The sequence below is a fragment of the Acinetobacter sp. AB03 genome, from assembly GCF_058107045.1.
Map to the genome: position 1 here is coordinate 1 of NZ_JBUEBA010000001.1, position 16686 is coordinate 16686.

A 16686-nucleotide genomic window follows, 5' to 3' on the forward strand; every position below is an offset into this window, starting at 1 on the left:
ATATAATAGAGCTTATACGAAACGTATTTTTAATATTACTTTAAGATCAGTATCTTATCGTTATTCATACCCTCTGGAACGTTCTCGTTCAACCGACTTGGAAACAAGTCGGTTTCTTTTTAAGCAAAAATGTAACTTTTAGCCAATAAGGTTGATCAAAAAACATTCTTTTTTGCATTTTTTCCTGATTTCTCAAGGGTCACAGTTCAGAAATAATCCCCAATTTCTGCGGACAACTCTTGGGATAAAATAGGCCAACTTTGTAAGCTAAAACTTACACAGATTTAATGTTTTTGCGGATTAGTAATCCAAAGCATTAGCCCTATGATGAATACATAAGGGAACTGGATGTTTCTAGAAAACAAGAATAAGAAAATAGCGCAAGGAATGGGCAGCACGAGATCAGTAAGACTAGCAACCCGATATGAAAAAGCCCGACAGGATGTCGGGCTTTTTTATGTCTTGAATCTGGATTTCGTGTAAGAGATTTTATGTTAAATCAGTTGGCTATAAATTTTCAAAAATATCCTTAGTTTAATATTTTAATAAGCAAGTAAAGGGTAAGATGGGATTGAAAATCTTAAATTTCTGCAGGAAATTTAAATTAAAAGAAACGGGAGTTAATAGTATGAGTCAAGACCCTAAAAAATGTCCTGTTACCCACCTGACTACTGAAGCTGGTGCCCCTGTGGTCGATAATCAGAACAGTATGACGGCAGGTGCGCGTGGACCTTTACTTGCCCAAGATTTATGGTTGAATGAAAAATTAGCAAACTTCGTCCGCGAAGTGATTCCAGAGCGTCGTATGCACGCTAAAGGTTCAGGTGCTTTTGGTTCCTTTACCGTGACCAATGATATTACCCAATATACTCGCGCTAAAATTTTCTCTGAAGTTGGCAAGAAAACCGAAATGTTTGCGCGTTTCTCAACGGTGGCGGGTGAACGTGGCGCGGCCGATGCAGAACGTGATATTCGAGGTTTTGCCCTGAAATTCTATACTGAAGAAGGCAACTGGGATCTGGTCGGCAATAATACCCCGGTGTTTTTCCTGCGGGATGCCCGTAAGTTCCCTGACCTGAATAAAGCAGTCAAACGTGACCCGAAAACCAACAAGCGCAGTGCCACCAATAACTGGGATTTCTGGACATTATTGCCTGAAGCCTTGCATCAGGTGACCATTGTGATGTCGGATCGCGGTATTCCTGCTGGCTACCGTCATATGCATGGTTTTGGCAGCCATACCTTCAGTTTTATCAATGCCCAAAATGAACGCTTCTGGGTGAAATTCCATATGCGTACCCAGCAAGGCATCCAGAACCTGACCGATGCTGAAGCAGCAGATTTGATTGCTAAAGATCGTGAAAGTAGTCAGACTGACTTATTTGATGCCATTGAGCGTGGTGAGTATCCAAAATGGAAAATGTACGTTCAGATCATGCCGGAACTGGAAGCTGAAACAGTTCCTTATCATCCATTTGACCTGACCAAAGTCTGGCCGAAAGGTGATTATCCACTGATTGAAGTCGGTGAATTCGAACTGAACCGCAATCCGGAAAATTATTTCCAGGATGTAGAACAGGCTGCCTTTGCACCAAGTAATCTGGTACCGGGAATTAGCTACTCACCGGATCGTATGTTACAGGCGCGTCTGGTGAACTATGCTGATGCAGCACGTTATCGTGTTGGTGTAAATCATTCACAGGTTCCGGTCAATGCTGCACGCTGCCCTGTAAACTCTAATCGTCGTGATGGTCAGGGCCGCATGGATGGCAACTATGGTTCATTGCCACATTATGAACCGAACAGTTTTAACCAGTGGCAGGAACAACCTCAGTTTAAAGAACCAGCATTAAAGATTACCGGTGATGCTGATTTCTGGGACTTCCGCGAAGATGACAATGACTACTTCAGCCAGCCCCGTGCCCTGTTCAATTTGATGAATGATGAGCAGAAACAAGCATTGTTTAATAACACGGCCGCAGCGATGGGTGATGCGCTAGATTTCATCAAATACCGTCATATCCGCAACTGTTATGCTTGCGATCCAGCTTATGGGCAAGGCGTTGCTAATGCCTTAGGTATGACTGTAGCAGATGCTCAAGCGGCACGTGAAACAGATCCTGCTAAAGGTTTACCAAGTTTTCTTTAATGTGGAAATTTGATTTAGATAGTTAATAAAAAAGCCCGACAGGATGTCGGGCTTTTTTATTCTCTATTTTTTAGATTAAGCTTGTAAGTGTATATACAATGAGAATTAAAGTTTCTATTGGTCCTATTAAATAGCATTTTGCCACTCCTAGGTTCAATCCTAATCAAAATAGTGAGTAATTATGATCCCTTCTTATGAAAACTTTAAAGATTTTAAAGATGCTGGTGAAAAAATTTTAGAGTATTTACATAATCACTTAGGCTTTGCTTTATGGATGATCACTCGTACTGAAAGTAATGATTGGATAGTTTTGCAAGCTAAAGATCATGGATATGGAGTACAGGCAGGACAGGTCTTCAATTGGGCTGACTCATACTGCTCTAAGATGGTATTAGATAAAGGGCCACGCATAGCACCTGATTCGAAAAAGATTCCACTGTATGTAGAAGCAGGTATCAACAAACTGGTCGATATAAACGCCTATATTGGGCAACCTTTATTCAATGAGGATGGTTCTATTTTCGGCACATTATGTGCTATTGATCCATCAGTACAGTCTCAAAGCATAGAACAACATAGTGATCTATTAGAGCTATTAAGTTTATTACTTAGTCGAATTTTACAAAATGAACTTAAAATTAATGAACAAAAAAGAGTTAGTGAAAAGCTTGAAATGGATTCATTAACCGATCATTTAACGGGTGTTTTTAATCGTCGTGCTTGGGATACATTTTTGGATTTAGAGGAAGATCGATGTAAAACGTACGGACATCCAACCACAGTGATTATGATAGATTTAAATGACTTAAAAGCTATAAACGATAAATTTGGTCATTTGGCTGGAGACCAGATGATCCAAAAAACGGCCCAAATCTTAAAGAAAAATGTACGCTCCAATGATTTAGTCGCGCGTTTAGGAGGAGATGAGTTTGGCATTCTAAATATTGAAACGACTTTAGAAAATACTCAGAAATTGGTGAATCGGCTTTTAAAGTCCTTACAAAATGCTGGAATTAATGCTGCTCTTGGTGTTGCGGCACGTGAACCAAGTAAAAATTTACGAATGGCAGTAATTGAAGCAGATGAAAAAATGTATCAGCATAAACGTCAAATTAAAGTCATCATTTGATGATTCCATAGAACAGGATGTTTGAGGATCTAAAACAATAATCGTAAGTCAGACACTTGGATTGTGAAGCTAGACAGGAGTCTTGCTTGAGCAGTAAGCTCATTTGAAGTTTTTCTAAAATTAACATAATGGTTGTTATACGAAGTCGACTTGTAATGCAATTTGCATTACAGTACTCTTAACACATTAAATAACTGGGAGATATGATGGCTACTGTTAACTTCAGGGTCGATGAAGCCCTTAAAGAAAAATCCTATTCCATCCTTAAAGAACAAGGTATTGCACCTACAGATTTCTTTACTAGTATTCTTGAATATGTTGCTACGACTGGGAAACTACCTGTCAAAAAAGCTCTGCTTTCAGAAGAAGATGAAGAATTATTAGCTCTTGTCCGTAAGCGCATTAATGACCCTAAAGAGATGTTTGAGGAAGTCACATTAGATGACTTATAAGCTTTTACGTCACAAAGACTTTAAAGCAGAATGGGAAAAACTCCCTGTTGCTATACGAGATCAATTTAAGAAGAAACTAGCCAAAGTCATAGAGCAGCCACATATTCCAAAGAATATGCTTAGAGGGGATCTTGCAGGTTGCTATAAAATTAAATTATTAAAAGCTGGTGTCAGACTTGTCTATCAAGTTAAAGATGATCAGGTAGTTATCTTGCTCATCACAGTCGGGAAACGAGCTGATAGCATAGTTTATGACGAAGCTAAAAAGCGCATTAAAGACTAAAAATGGGAGCTTATAGCTCCCATTTTTGCATTCGTATAAGAGATTTTATGTTAAATGAAAGGTATCCTTTCTTTCGTATAGTTGAATAATAAATTCGAAAAAAATAATAGAAAAACTTATAAGTTATTAAACATAGAATATTTTTAATTTGTTACATTAACAAAAAATTGAAAACCGGTTGGATTCATGAATTTCGATGACTTGAAAACTAATATAGTAAATCTACTAAAAATATATAGAGGTCGTGGAGTTAGCCTCAGAAACGAAATACATCCTTTACTAGCAAGTTTTACATTCTTAGATCGAATTCATACTTGGTCTAGTCTATTTGTACATATCAGTGAACTTGAAGAAGATATTGAACCTGATTTATTAGCTAAATTAGGAGATTTGTATACAAAAATAAAGACTGATTTTAATAAAAGGGTTCTTTTTGAAGATAAATATTTGAGTGTTTACAATGAATTATCTTGCTATGATCAATTAAAACAGCATCTAGAAAGTCTAGTTGCACCGGATCAAACTTTAGATTTATCTAGAAATGGAGATTTCAAAGATCATATTTTCCAAGCTAAGCAAGAAGTAGAACAAAAGTATATCTATCAGTTCAAAATTATTAGAACTTTTATTTTGAAAGAAAATATCCGTGTGGATGCTTTAAAAAGTGAATACGTGAATGAGGAGTATGAAAAGCTAGTAGCTTACAAAGAGGTTCGTTTACCTTGTTTTGATAGCATTATTTTAGATGATGTCACTCAACAAATTATCTTGTGTGCGGATCTTTCATCACAATTTCACGAAGAAAATCTACGAGGAGCGTTAGCTAAGCTTAGATTATATCTAAATCAACTTGTACTTGAGCATATTCCTGATACTGGATGTAATGTTTTCCCTGCTATTGAAAGACTCTACTATGAGGAAATAGGTAATGTGAAAAACCTGTCATTTAAAACTGATGACGGTATTTCACATAATGAATCATCAAGAGTAGGTATTGAAGATTTACGTAGTGGTGAATATCACAAAGGCGGTATAGCGAATGCAACTATTGAGCCTTACAATATTACTAAAGAGTACAACCTTGAAGCCTATAAAGTATTAGTTACGGTTAAAGGTTCTTGGCATGCTCTTGCAATCAATACGGGCATACCGAATCTGAATAACTTTTACGTTTCAACAAAAGATCAATCTAGCTTTTTCAAAGCAATTGAAGAAATCGTCAAAACATCATGAACTCAGAAGCAGTTGATAGCTTGTACATTAAGAGGTTCATTGAAACTAATGAACTTTCTGATGAAGAAGTAAGCGAACCTCATTACCAAGAAATGATTGCTTGGTTAGATAAATTCGTCACTTATTTCTTTCATGTAAGAGAAATAAGTTCTTATAAGCATGTGACTTATAAAAAAATATATGACGTGATTAAACCTATCGAGAACTCTGAGTTTAAAATTTTTGTAAATAATCTATTGATTTTGAATGTCTTAGATGATCATTTTCAAGCATGTGACCTATATTCCGAGGATATTATTTCAGTCGATAAAGAGTGGATTAATGAATGTATTCTTAACCAGTCATATGTAGACCCTTTTACTGAGGAAAGTATTAGTAAAGAAGATTTTTCTAAAATTATTTCTCGATATTTTTCTTTTACAGACGAATTTAAAGAATATTTAAAACATGACCACTCTTGAATTTGACTTAACTGATCCTTTAGAAGAAAGTTTGTATAATCGAAGGATAGCTGTACAAAAAAATGACTATGAACTTTATATAAAACAATTATATAAAGACTTAGGTATATGTGTTAAGGATTTAGAAGCGAAAGCGCATTATGCTCATTCACAAAGTGAAGATCAATTATCCTTGATAATAGAAACCCAACTAAAGGGTATGGGTTATAAAGCTTCTCATGATACTTTTCATAATGGTCATGTAGATATACATGTTCAATATCGTCATTTTCTTTGGCTAGGCGAAGCTAAGATTTATGGCAGCCCAACTAAGATTTTTGAAGGTTTTTTACAGCTGACTACTAGGTATAGCAACTCCTCAACTGATAATTATCATGGAGGATTGCTCATATATATACAAGATACAAAGCTGACATCTATTGATATTTTAAATGGATGGAAAACATTTGTTTCTGACGAACAACGCAAACAAGATCACTCGTATGAAATTACATGTTCAGATAGGACAGGAAGAAATCTTTATTTCGATTCCACCATGCCTCATCATAAGTCTGGATTAGAATATTTCATAAGGCATATGACAATAGATCTTCGCCATGACCCACAAAAATAGAGTCGATAACCTTAATTTCTATGTGTTTTTTTTTATGATAGGTCATATTTTTAAAAATCCACAAATATGACCTATCGATTTTAGAAAAGAAAGAATGATTTAGAAGCGATAACGAACGCCGGCTTCAAGCGAACGTTCTGGACCTACATAAATTCCCTGACGCAAGCTTGCAATATAACGTTTGTCCGCCAAGTTTTTCACGGCACCATAGAATTCAACTTGATCATTAAGCGTATAACGCGTAGTCAAATCAACTGTCGTATAGCCATTGATTTTGCCCGTGAAAAAACCAGATGTGTTTTCTACAATTGGTTTTGTATTCAATTCATCGGTAAATTGTGAACCCGTATAATTCGCGCTTAACTGCGTACGTAAACCTGCATAGGTATAACCTAAACCTAGGTTTGCTATCCACTCTGGTGTATACGGAACACGATCGCCATCTCTTGATTTAAGCGTACCATTTTTATTATAACGGTCGCCCTTGAACTGAGCATCTATTACCCAAGTCAGATTGGCGAATACATCAAATCCGTTGTCCAATTCTAGATTAACCGCGCCTTCTAGGCCTTGGTTATAGGTTTTACCGCCATTTGTACTTTGAAAGTCAGAATTACTGTTCGCTGGAATAATCTGATTATCAAAGTCCATACGGAAAGCAGTCATTTCATAGCTCAAAGCATCTTGTTGACCTCTTAAACCAAATTCCCAACTCACGGCAGTTTCCGCATCCAATTTTTGGTCTTGCAAGCCACTGAGAGAGTCACCATTCAATGCTGGTGAAAATGCTTTATAGACACTACCATACAGCTGCACAGCAGGATCTAATTGGAATGTCACACCAAGTCCAGGCATCACTTCAGTGTTTGAGGTTTTAACCGACTCATTCTTTTTCTTGTCTTCACGTTGCTGCTCATAATGTTCAATACGAACCCCCGGTGTCACCGACAGTTGATCGGTAATATCTAAACGGTTTTGGGCATACAAGGCGACACTTTTAGCAGAATCTTTGACATCCTTATTGACCGTTCCAGTACGTGGCGTCGCACGAGTGGCCTTAATGGTGACATCATCCATTTTTTCATTCATCAGGCGTAAGCCAACTTCTGCCTCACTTGAAATATTGAATAAAGTATGTTTGGTCACTAAGCGGGTTTCAGCACCGATACGTTCAAATGCACGATTATTGCCATTCAATGTATCTTTATATATCCACTGACCTGCAGCTTTTGATGCAGCTCCGTCAACATCATAACGCCAGTAATCACGATTCATTTCACTCCAATAAAATAATGTTTGCAGTTCCATATCATCATTTATATTCCAGCGGTGATTAACATCGAAAGAATTGCGTTCTGTTAAGAACCAGTCATCTGGTGCAGGGTTGCTCTCTTTCTCATTTTGATATTCGCCCAGGAACTGCCCGCGATAAGAGATGTTGGCATCATTCTCATAATGGGTGAATTTCACACCTAACCATTGATTATCACCAATTGCTGTGCCCGCCTTAATGACAGCATCTTTCATTTCATAGCCCTTGTCCATGAAACCGTCACTTTTTGCCCAGCTTAAAATTGCCCCAACCTTACTGTCTTTGTTTGGAGAACTTCCTCCTAATTCAACTGTTGTTTTATACGTATCCCAAGAGCCAACCGATACATCAACCAGAGCACCATCTTTCGGTTGCTTAGTCTGGTAATTGATCACCCCTCCAATGTTCAGTGGACCATAACGCAAAGCTGAAGAACCTTTCATCACTTCAATACTATCCATGCGCTGTACACGTGGATTGTAATAACGACCATTTCCAACAAATAGACCAGGAGCTACAGGCACACCATCTTCTAAAATTAAAGTTTTATAATCAGCTGAACTGATACCTCGCATACCAATATTGGCAACTACAGCAGACTCTTCCTCAGGTTTCACATAGACACCGGAAACACGTTTTAAGATATCTTCTGTAGATGTCGGAATAACTTGTTTAATTTGCTCTTGGTCTACTATCACCGCTGCCCCCGGAATCTTCGAAACAGCGTCCTCCTGTGAGCCAATCACCTGAATCATAGGCAACACCATACTTTTTTGTTCTTGCTCAGGGGCTGCATATAAATTAGGTATAAAACTACTGAATAATAATCCGCTCATGACGATTGGATTTTTCAAAAAGCAACGTTTTTCCATGTTTACCTCTATTTAAAAGATCGGGGTGGCAATCGATTGGCAGATAAATTAACTTACAAAACAAGTAAATTGCAACACAAATAATAACAATTATCACTTATATTTTAAAAATGATTATCTTTTATAAGAAATGAATCTTAATAAAATCGATTGTTTTTCTAAAATTTATTCTGATTTTTTAAATTTGTTTTATTAATTGCCTGACTGCAAGAAAGGCATCCATCTTTAAGATCACACTATGCTATTCGAATAAATGCTATAGCAATCATAGATTATTATTATACCAATCCATTGAAATAACCTAACATTCAGCCCATTTGCGAGTTCCAATCGATTAGATGAGTTGGGTTCGTTTGGCAAACTGGTTCCAAGCCATGCAGCAAGCATCAACAATCTCGGTATAATCTTTAAAGCATCGGTTTGATAAATAAAGTTGTTTTAACCACTGCCACACCTGTTCCATCGGATTCAGTTCAGGTGAATATGGCGGTAATTTTAATAAACTGACATTCGTCAAGTTGAGACTCGTTTGATGCCAGCCAGCGCCATCAACGATCACAACAGCTATGATGCCCCTCAGGAACTTGTGCTGAAATCTCCTGTAAATGTAGACGCATTCCTTCGATATTTGCTCTCGGGAGAACCAATCCACAACAGACTCCTCGGGCAGGGCAAATGGCACCATAAATATAACTGTACTCAAATTGCTGCTGACGAACCAGGCGTGGTCGTTCACCCCGGTAATGCCAAACACGGCTGATCGAACCTTGCTGTCCTACTCTTGACTCATCTTGAAACCATAAATCAACTTTCGCTAAATCTGCAGATGCAGGAAGGATTTCTTTGAGTTTGCTGGCAATTTTTTTTTAAATTCAGCTTGAGCAGCGTCGTTCTTTTCTGGGTGGGCAGAGCGACCTGATACCCAGCTCATGCCAATCTGCTTTAACAGTTTGTACAAGCTATTAGGGTTGTAAACCACGTTGAATTTCTGCTGAATGAGTTCGGCAATGTTTACCGCAGTGACCCGGCCACCGCCACGTTGTTGCTGGAGAGCCACGATCTCGGTTTTGAGTTGTTCTTTTTGCTCGATTGACAACGGGCTATGGCGGCCTCGACCTTCCCGATCATACAGGCCATTGATGCCTTGAGTCTGAAAGGTACGCCGCAACTTGCGTATAGTAATGGGATTAAAGCCAAACTGTTGAGGAGAAACGCCTTTTGCCATTTGGGCGAGCATTAAGAGTCGAACCCGCGTGCGTGGATTCGACTCTGTTTTGGACAGTGCGATGAAATCAATATCAGTTAATTGATAGGCAGATATTTTACTCATACAACTATATTAGCTTATTTCGATTGAATGGTATTAGAGAAAATTTTTTATTTTATAGATTACAGACATCTTTATTGATGAGTGGAATGCTTAAGTTTTTGATCAAGAAGAACCGTTTAATCAGTTCTTCTTATACTTACAGATGCTTTAATTTCATTATAATATTTTCTTATCGGCTATTTTTACTCATACGAGCAAGTAAAATCACCGGTATCAAGCCTACCAATACGATCAGTAAAGCTGCGATTGCGCCATCTTCATAGGTGCCTCTTGAGGCTTCCGCATAGAGCTGTGTGGCCAGCGTTTCCATATTCAGTGGCCTCAATAAGAGTGTGGCAGGTAATTCTTTCATACAGTCTACAAAGATCAATAATGCAGCCGAGATGATCGCGGGGCGTAAAAGAGGGAAATGAACGCGCCATAAAATACCCCGTTTGTTCTGTCCTAAATTACATGCAGCATCATCAAGAACCGCATGGATCCGATTATATCCGGATTCTATGCTACCAATTGAAATCGCTAGAAAACGCACCGCATAGACGTAGATCAAGGTAAAACTGGTCCCCAAAAAGAGTAGCCCGGTAGAAATGCCAAGCTGGAATTCAAAAAAATCCGCCACGGCATGATCGAGAGCACCTAACGACAGCATCAGGCCAATGGCAAGTACCGTCCCCGGAATGGCATAACCTAAACTTGAAATTCGGCTAAACCATGTAGTTCGACTAAATCGTGCAGCGCTGACAATGAAGAAACCTACCAGAATAGTAATAAACGTCGCGATGCTGGCCAAGGTAAGGGTATTGATTGAAGCTTGTAATAAATATTCAGAAAAACCCGCATATTGAATACGTTTATAAGACTCTACCAGCAAATGGCTAAATGGGATCAAAAAGCCGATCGTAACGGGAATCAACCCAAGCACGAATAAGGTGAGCGCTCTGCTTCCTGTAACGGGCTGAGCGGGCATCAGGCGACTGCGTTGAGCAGAGTTCATATAACGCTGTTTGCGTCGTCCCAACCTTTCTACGATCACTAAAAAGGTAATGATCATCAGCATAAAAATGGCAATCTGCGCGGCACTGGCCAGATCAGACTGGTTGATCCAGGTTGAATAAATGGATAACGTAAGTGTTCTAATACCCAGAAACTCGGTTGCACCGATGTCATTAATGGTTTCCATTAACACCAGGCTGGTGCCCACGGCAATTGCTGGTCGTGCGAGTGGCATTGCAACTCGTAAAAAGACCTGATTCGGCTTTAGTCCCAAGCTGCGTGCAACTTCAATCAGACTGGCTGACTGCATGAGAAACATGGCACGGGTGCTTAAATAGACATAAGGATACAGGACAAAACTTAATAAAAAGATTCCTCCCCATACCGAACGGATATTGGGGAACCAGAACTGTTGCATGTCTAATCCCAGCCCCTCTCGGAACAGGCTTTGAACCGGACCAATGGGATGCAGAATGTCGATATAGCTATAGGCAATAATGTAAGTGGGGACGGCCAGAGGTAAGAGCAGTGCCCAGTCCAGAAATGCTCGACCACGAAACTGATAGGCTGTGACAATCCAGGCACTGCCTGTGCCAATCAGGATAGTCAATACACCAACACCTAGTAAAAGTACGGATGTTTCGACCAGTGTTGGCGGAATAACATAGCGGATCAGATGTTGCCAAATCTCACTATTACCTTGCAGGGCTGTCCAGACTAAAGCCAAGACGGGTAAGCAGGCGAGCAGCGTCAATAGTCCACTGAGCGAAAATAACGGACGAAATGCAAATTTCTTGTTGGGCATTGAAGATTTAGCTGTGATAAGAGGTGGAAACAAAGTCGATCTTACAGGAAGCGTAAATTGCTCCCTGTAAGTCGAACGAGACTTAGTGGTTAAACTGTACTTTGTCAACTAACAGATTGGCGGTTTTACGGTGTCGGGCAATGTCACTTAAACGAATAGAATCCACCTTGAGTTTGCCAAAGCTTGCAATAATCGGATCAATTTTAACTCCAGGTTTCACTGGATATTCAAAGTCGCTTTTCGCATAGATCGCCTGAGCATGGTCTGAGGCTAAAAACTCAAGCAGTTGTACCCCTTCTTTACGGTTAGGTGCATATTTCGAGACGACTGCACCTGAAACATTGACGTGTGTTCCGCCATTTTTAAAGCGTGGTAAGACTACATTAATGGCATTGCCCCAACGTTGTTGCTCAGCATCGCCTGTGCGCATGGTGCCGACATAATAGGTATTTGCTACCCCAATGTCACAAATCTTGCCGAGAATATCGCGGGCGACATCACGATCACCACCGCTTGCAGGACGTGCCAGATTGGCTTTGACACCGCGTAACCATGTTTCAGCTTCTTTCTCGCCATGATGGGCAATATAGGCCGCAATTAAACCGGTGTTGTAAGGATGGCTGCCGGAACGAATACAGATCTTACCTTTCCATTTTGGGTTAGCCAAATCTTCATAGCTGATCGCGCTGAGAGGAACACGGTCTTTGGACACATACACGGCACGTGCACGCATCGATAAGGCATACCAGTGGCCATTTGCGGCACGTAAATTACCCGGAATGGACTTGTTCAAGATTTTGGAGTCTACGCGCTGCGTCAAACCACTTTCAACCAGATCCACCAGATTGCCAAAATCGACAGTGAGCATCACATCTGCAGGGGAGCGTCGGCCTTCAGCTTTAACCCGTTCCAGTAACCCGTCCTTGATAAAAACCGTATTGACTTTCACGCCGGTTTTTTGGCTAAACTCTTTTAACAAAGGCTGCATTAAAACAGGTTCGCGCGTGGTGTATAGGTTGACTTCCGCTGCATGTACCCAACTACCACTGAAGGCAACCAGACCAGTTAAAAGAAGATAAACTTTCGAGAGTGGTTTCATTTCTTATTTCCTTAACAGAGTTTAAACCTGAACGGCTTGTTCAAGCTGAGATGTGATGGCAATGCTTGTGTCGTCACTGGATGCAAAGAAAAAACATGCTGCTAAATCGACTGACACATAGACCTGTTGATTGGCAGAAAAATGCTGCTGATGGTCAACTTGCACCAATATGATGGTTGAATCAGAGGCAAGCTGCAGACGTAACTGATAGGCATGCCCCATAAAGCTGGATGAAAGGACTTTCGCTGTGACTGCATCTGTGACGGGTTCTCGGCTCACCTGTACTTGATGTGGACGGAAACAGCAGGAAATCGATTCTTTAGTATCTGCCAAATTTTTAGGTACTGTGACCTGACCAAAAATTGTTTTAATTTGCTGATCCAGACGCTGGGCCGGTATTTCATTCAAAGCAGAAAAATAACGTGCCGCAAACAGAGTAGACGGCTGCAAATAGAGTTGCTTAGGTGTCCCGATCTGAATAATTTGCCCTTGATGCATCAGGATAATCTGGTCCGCAATCTGCAAAGCCTCTTCCGGATCATGCGTGACAATCACCGTCGTAGTCGCTGTCTGTATTAAAAGATCAATGGTACTTTGGCGGATCTGATCACGTAGGCGGTGGTCCAGATTAGAAAAAGGTTCATCCATCAGTAACACGTGAGGTTTAGGTGCCAACGCACGCGCCAGAGCAACACGCTGTTGTTCACCACCCGATAAGGTGTATGGATAACTGTGCATGTGATGATGCATGGATACATGTTTTAAGGCTTGTTCAGCAATTTCCTGTCGCTGCTTTTTAGGGAACTTTTTAAGTCCAAACATCACATTTTCCAGCACACTCAGGTGCGGAAAAAGTGCATAGTCCTGAAAAACCAGACCAATATTGCGGGCTTCTGCAGGGATATGTTGTTCTTCATTCCATAAAACGTTGTGTTCAAGCTGAATCGAGCCACTCGTTGGGGTTTCCATACCTGCAATCAAACGTAGCATGGTTGTTTTACCACAACCGGAATGTCCGAGTAAGCAAATGATTTGTCCGCTTGTTGCAGACCATGTCGCTTGATTGACAGCAAAACGTGAGCCGAATTTCTTGCTTAAGTTATAAATTGTTAAGACATTGGCTGAATGTTCTGCATAGGCATTCATATTGAACTCATCGTGCTATTTTCTTTAACAAATAATAACTAATAATCTTTCTCATGTAGAGTCTTTTTATCAGTTGGCTTATAAAAATTCTAGATCATTTTGATCTTTAGCCGCAGGTGAAAACTGATCAAGACTGTTCAGATCACCTATCAGCGATCTTTTTTTCAAGATTGGGTAGATTCAAATTGCCTCCGGTGAGGCCATTTTCCGCAACATGATATAAAAATTCTGTCGCGCTTGCCGAGATTTATTTCACCCTCTCAACAAGGGTAGTTGGTGCGGTCATTGCGATTAAATGCATGTTTTTTCAGTTAATCGCAGTTTAAATTGTTCCCGATATTCATAGGGTGCATCCAGAATCAGGATCCCATCAATCAGATTTTCGGTATGCACAACCAGTTTCTCGAAACCATATTGCATGATCGGATTTAAATAGGTCATGAAAACAATCGGAGTTGTGTCATCCTGTAGACGGACTGCTTTCACTAGCTCAACTGTCTGATGTACGGTTTGTCCAGCACTGAGTGCTCTGAGATAGGGCACAATAAAAAATGGGTAACTGTCAGCTCAGGTTTGAGCTAGTACAGCTAAGTAAATGACCTTTTTCACTGAATTATTAGAAGAGAAGATCTTTCTCTTTTTAGCTGAATGGCGGATTACGCTATTCAACGATTCAATCGAATTCCTCGTATAAATTACATGACCTATTTCAGCTGGATTGCTAAAGATCGTTCGTATATTTTCCCAATTTTCCTGTCAAGATTCGCCAATTTTTGGATATTGTTGATTCCATTGATCACACAAGATATCTAGGGACTTTAATGCATTGTCCTCTGTGCTTGTCTGATAGATTGCTTTTAGACCAGATGTAAAAGAGGTCTCAAATTCTTTCTGATAATAGATTAACTAATGCTTTTAATTCATCTCGTAATTGATTTAAGTTAGCAAACTCAATGTTCTTGGTAAGCTCTTTAGGAATCTTTTCTGCTTCAGCAGATAAGTCTCGCCCTTTATCTTTTAATGAAATAAGAACTCGTCTTTCATCATTAGGATCACGTGATCGATTAATTAGACCAGATGTCTCCATTCTTTTTAATAGTGGGGTTAATGTTCCACTATCAAGATGTAAAATTTGTCCAAGATCACCCACACTTACACAGTCTTTTTCCCACAAAACCAACATTACTAAATATTGAGGATAAGTAAGTCCGAGAGGTGTAAGAAAAGGGCGATAAGCTTTTACGATTAAATTAGATGCAGCATAAATAGGAAAACATAGTTGCTCATCTAAGCAAAGCTGATTCTTGGACATAACTTTTTATTTGGTATAGACAGTGGTAGACACCTGTATATTACCTCGAATAGCATTTGAATAAGGACATACTTGATGTGTTTGTTCCACTATTTTCTCTGCGTCAGCTTGTGAAATACCTGAAATCGTGACATCTAAGTGTACTGTCAAGGCAAATCCACCATTGCCATTAGCAACCATTCCAACAGTGCTCAGGACTTCTACATCGTTATCACGGATTTTATATTCTTTATTGCTACGAGTTACATGGATCACTGCATTTCCAAAGCATGCAGCATAGCCAGCTGCAAATAATTGCTCAGGATTCGTTGCATCACCTTTACCACCTAATTCTTTTGGTAAAGCCAATTTTAGTTCTAAGATACCATCTTCACTACGAATATTTCCTGAACGTCCACCGATTGCTTTAACCTGGGTAGAATAAAGATTACTCATTTTGATTACCTTTAAATAAATACATTGTGTGCAATATAATTGCACATAATGTATTTATGTCAACTGTTTTTTATATTCCATTTAACATAATGGCGGTTATACGAAGTACACATAGACATTTTAATTGGTGAATAACAACACTTGCATATTAATATAAATATCAATCACTTAATGAAACAAGAAAAATCCAAAAATGCCCAAAAAGCCGATTTTGAAACAAGTCGGCTTTTTTATGAGCAGTTTTGAAATATTTTGCCAATAATTTTGACTAAAAATTACGCTTTTCAGCTTGAGTGATACAATTTTGTGATACATTATTGTATATACAAATTTGAATGTTTTTTTATGGAACAGTATTTCGAATGGGATGAGGCAAAGAATCGAAAGAATCAGAAAAAGCACGATGTCTCTTTCGAAACTGCAAGCCTTGTTTTTGATGATTCACTGAGGATCTCAATTCAGGACAGACATACCGATGGTGAAGAACGTTGGCAGACCATTGGGAAAGTAAAAGGCGTACTAATGCTCTTAGTAGCTCACACCATCTTTGATGAAGATGACTGTGAAATCATACGAATCATTAGTGCAAGACAAGTAACTAAGGCGGAGCGAGATAGATATGAGCATGGTTAGATACTCACGCAAAGAACTGAATGAAAAATTCAGCGACAAGCAAGATGCTGAAATTCAACGCTTGCTTGCTAAGGGAACGGTTGCTGATGATCAGCTAGATCTATCAGATATTCCTGAAATTACAGACTGGAGCAATGCTGTACGCCATAATCAATTCTATCGCCCAGTGAAGCAACAGACTTCCATCCGTTTAGATGCTGATGTACTTGCATGGTTTAAAGCTCAAGGCAAAGGCTATCAAACACGAATGAATGAAATTCTGCGTGAAGCAATGTTAGAAGATTTAAAAAATCATCGATAAAAATGGGAGCTTAGGCTCCAATTTTTGGGTTCTTAGTGGAATTTAACCATCGGTATAAAAACTCGTGTTAAACCTGATTTATCATGTATTCATTAATATCAAAAATATTTATAATTTATTATATAAAA

The 16686-nt window shown here is 39.3% G+C and carries 18 protein-coding genes and 1 pseudogene; 9 read left to right on the plus strand and 10 right to left on the minus strand.

What is annotated here, in order from left to right:
- Positions 1–628 precede the first annotated feature (628 nt).
- From ACY3FQ_RS00005 to ACY3FQ_RS00035, 7 genes are all read left to right on the plus strand, one after another.
- The gene (locus ACY3FQ_RS00005) at positions 629–2149 is read left to right on the plus strand and encodes a catalase (protein WP_151837270.1); all 1521 of its coding nucleotides are present in this window, start codon (positions 629–631) and stop codon (positions 2147–2149) included.
- Positions 2150–2330: 181 nt separating this feature from the next.
- On the plus strand, positions 2331–3278 hold the full coding sequence (locus ACY3FQ_RS00010) for a sensor domain-containing diguanylate cyclase (RefSeq protein ID WP_151837269.1): 948 nt from the start codon (positions 2331–2333) through the stop codon (positions 3276–3278).
- Between the two features lie 206 nt (positions 3279–3484).
- Positions 3485–3730: a type II toxin-antitoxin system RelB/DinJ family antitoxin gene (locus tag ACY3FQ_RS00015; protein WP_000246756.1), complete on the plus strand. Its 246-nt coding sequence runs from the start codon at positions 3485–3487 to the stop codon at positions 3728–3730.
- Positions 3720–4013: a type II toxin-antitoxin system RelE family toxin gene (locus ACY3FQ_RS00020; RefSeq protein WP_119686978.1), complete on the plus strand. Its 294-nt coding sequence runs from the start codon at positions 3720–3722 to the stop codon at positions 4011–4013. Before ACY3FQ_RS00015 ends, ACY3FQ_RS00020 begins: the two co-directional genes overlap by 11 nt.
- Positions 4014–4199: 186 nt before the next feature.
- On the plus strand, positions 4200–5246 hold the full coding sequence (locus ACY3FQ_RS00025) for a hypothetical protein (RefSeq protein ID WP_195728336.1): 1047 nt from the start codon (positions 4200–4202) through the stop codon (positions 5244–5246).
- On the plus strand, positions 5243–5707 hold the full coding sequence (locus tag ACY3FQ_RS00030; protein ID WP_126034954.1) for a hypothetical protein: 465 nt from the start codon (positions 5243–5245) through the stop codon (positions 5705–5707). The genes ACY3FQ_RS00025 and ACY3FQ_RS00030 overlap by 4 nt, the downstream gene beginning before the upstream one ends.
- The gene (locus ACY3FQ_RS00035) at positions 5694–6320 is read left to right on the plus strand and encodes a hypothetical protein (RefSeq protein WP_126034952.1); all 627 of its coding nucleotides are present in this window, start codon (positions 5694–5696) and stop codon (positions 6318–6320) included. Before ACY3FQ_RS00030 ends, ACY3FQ_RS00035 begins: the two co-directional genes overlap by 14 nt.
- A gap of 99 nt (positions 6321–6419) precedes the next feature.
- Here ACY3FQ_RS00035 and ACY3FQ_RS00040 read toward each other — a convergent pair whose 3' ends face one another.
- From ACY3FQ_RS00040 to ACY3FQ_RS00085, 10 genes and pseudogenes are all read right to left on the minus strand, one after another.
- Positions 6420–8504, minus strand: coding sequence for a TonB-dependent receptor family protein (locus ACY3FQ_RS00040; RefSeq protein WP_005401812.1), 2085 nt, complete (start codon positions 8502–8504; stop codon positions 6420–6422).
- Between the two features lie 334 nt (positions 8505–8838).
- Entirely contained in the window at positions 8839–9258 is a 420-nt protein-coding gene (locus ACY3FQ_RS00045; RefSeq protein WP_081241779.1) for a transposase, read from the minus strand.
- 60 nt (positions 9259–9318) lie between these two features.
- The gene (locus ACY3FQ_RS00050) at positions 9319–9834 is read right to left on the minus strand and encodes a helix-turn-helix domain-containing protein (protein WP_005401810.1); all 516 of its coding nucleotides are present in this window, start codon (positions 9832–9834) and stop codon (positions 9319–9321) included.
- A 169-nt stretch (positions 9835–10003) separates the two neighbouring features.
- Positions 10004–11632, minus strand: a complete 1629-nt coding sequence (locus ACY3FQ_RS00055; protein ID WP_039890879.1) for an ABC transporter permease — start codon at positions 11630–11632, stop codon at positions 10004–10006.
- Positions 11633–11714: 82 nt separating this feature from the next.
- Entirely contained in the window at positions 11715–12731 is a 1017-nt protein-coding gene (locus tag ACY3FQ_RS00060; protein ID WP_005401808.1) for an extracellular solute-binding protein, read from the minus strand.
- A 21-nt stretch (positions 12732–12752) separates the two neighbouring features.
- Positions 12753–13877, minus strand: coding sequence for an ABC transporter ATP-binding protein (locus tag ACY3FQ_RS00065; protein ID WP_005401807.1), 1125 nt, complete (start codon positions 13875–13877; stop codon positions 12753–12755).
- 291 nt (positions 13878–14168) lie between these two features.
- The gene (locus tag ACY3FQ_RS00070; RefSeq protein WP_005401806.1) at positions 14169–14420 is read right to left on the minus strand and encodes a tryptophan synthase subunit alpha; all 252 of its coding nucleotides are present in this window, start codon (positions 14418–14420) and stop codon (positions 14169–14171) included.
- Positions 14421–14462: 42 nt separating this feature from the next.
- A pseudogene (locus ACY3FQ_RS00075) lies at positions 14463–14747 on the minus strand (transposase); the annotation flags it as partial.
- A gap of 10 nt (positions 14748–14757) precedes the next feature.
- Positions 14758–15189, minus strand: coding sequence for a MarR family winged helix-turn-helix transcriptional regulator (locus tag ACY3FQ_RS00080; RefSeq protein ID WP_005401805.1), 432 nt, complete (start codon positions 15187–15189; stop codon positions 14758–14760).
- Positions 15190–15195: 6 nt separating this feature from the next.
- On the minus strand, positions 15196–15624 hold the full coding sequence (locus ACY3FQ_RS00085) for an organic hydroperoxide resistance protein (RefSeq protein WP_005401804.1): 429 nt from the start codon (positions 15622–15624) through the stop codon (positions 15196–15198).
- 345 nt (positions 15625–15969) lie between these two features.
- Between ACY3FQ_RS00085 and ACY3FQ_RS00090 the strand changes: the two genes are divergently transcribed.
- Together ACY3FQ_RS00090 and ACY3FQ_RS00095 are read left to right on the plus strand one after the other, a co-directional pair.
- Complete coding sequence (locus ACY3FQ_RS00090; RefSeq protein WP_138742681.1) at positions 15970–16257, plus strand: BrnT family toxin; 288 nt, start codon at positions 15970–15972, stop codon at positions 16255–16257.
- Complete coding sequence (locus ACY3FQ_RS00095) at positions 16244–16558, plus strand: BrnA antitoxin family protein (protein WP_138742680.1); 315 nt, start codon at positions 16244–16246, stop codon at positions 16556–16558. Before ACY3FQ_RS00090 ends, ACY3FQ_RS00095 begins: the two co-directional genes overlap by 14 nt.
- Positions 16559–16686 lie beyond the last annotated feature (128 nt).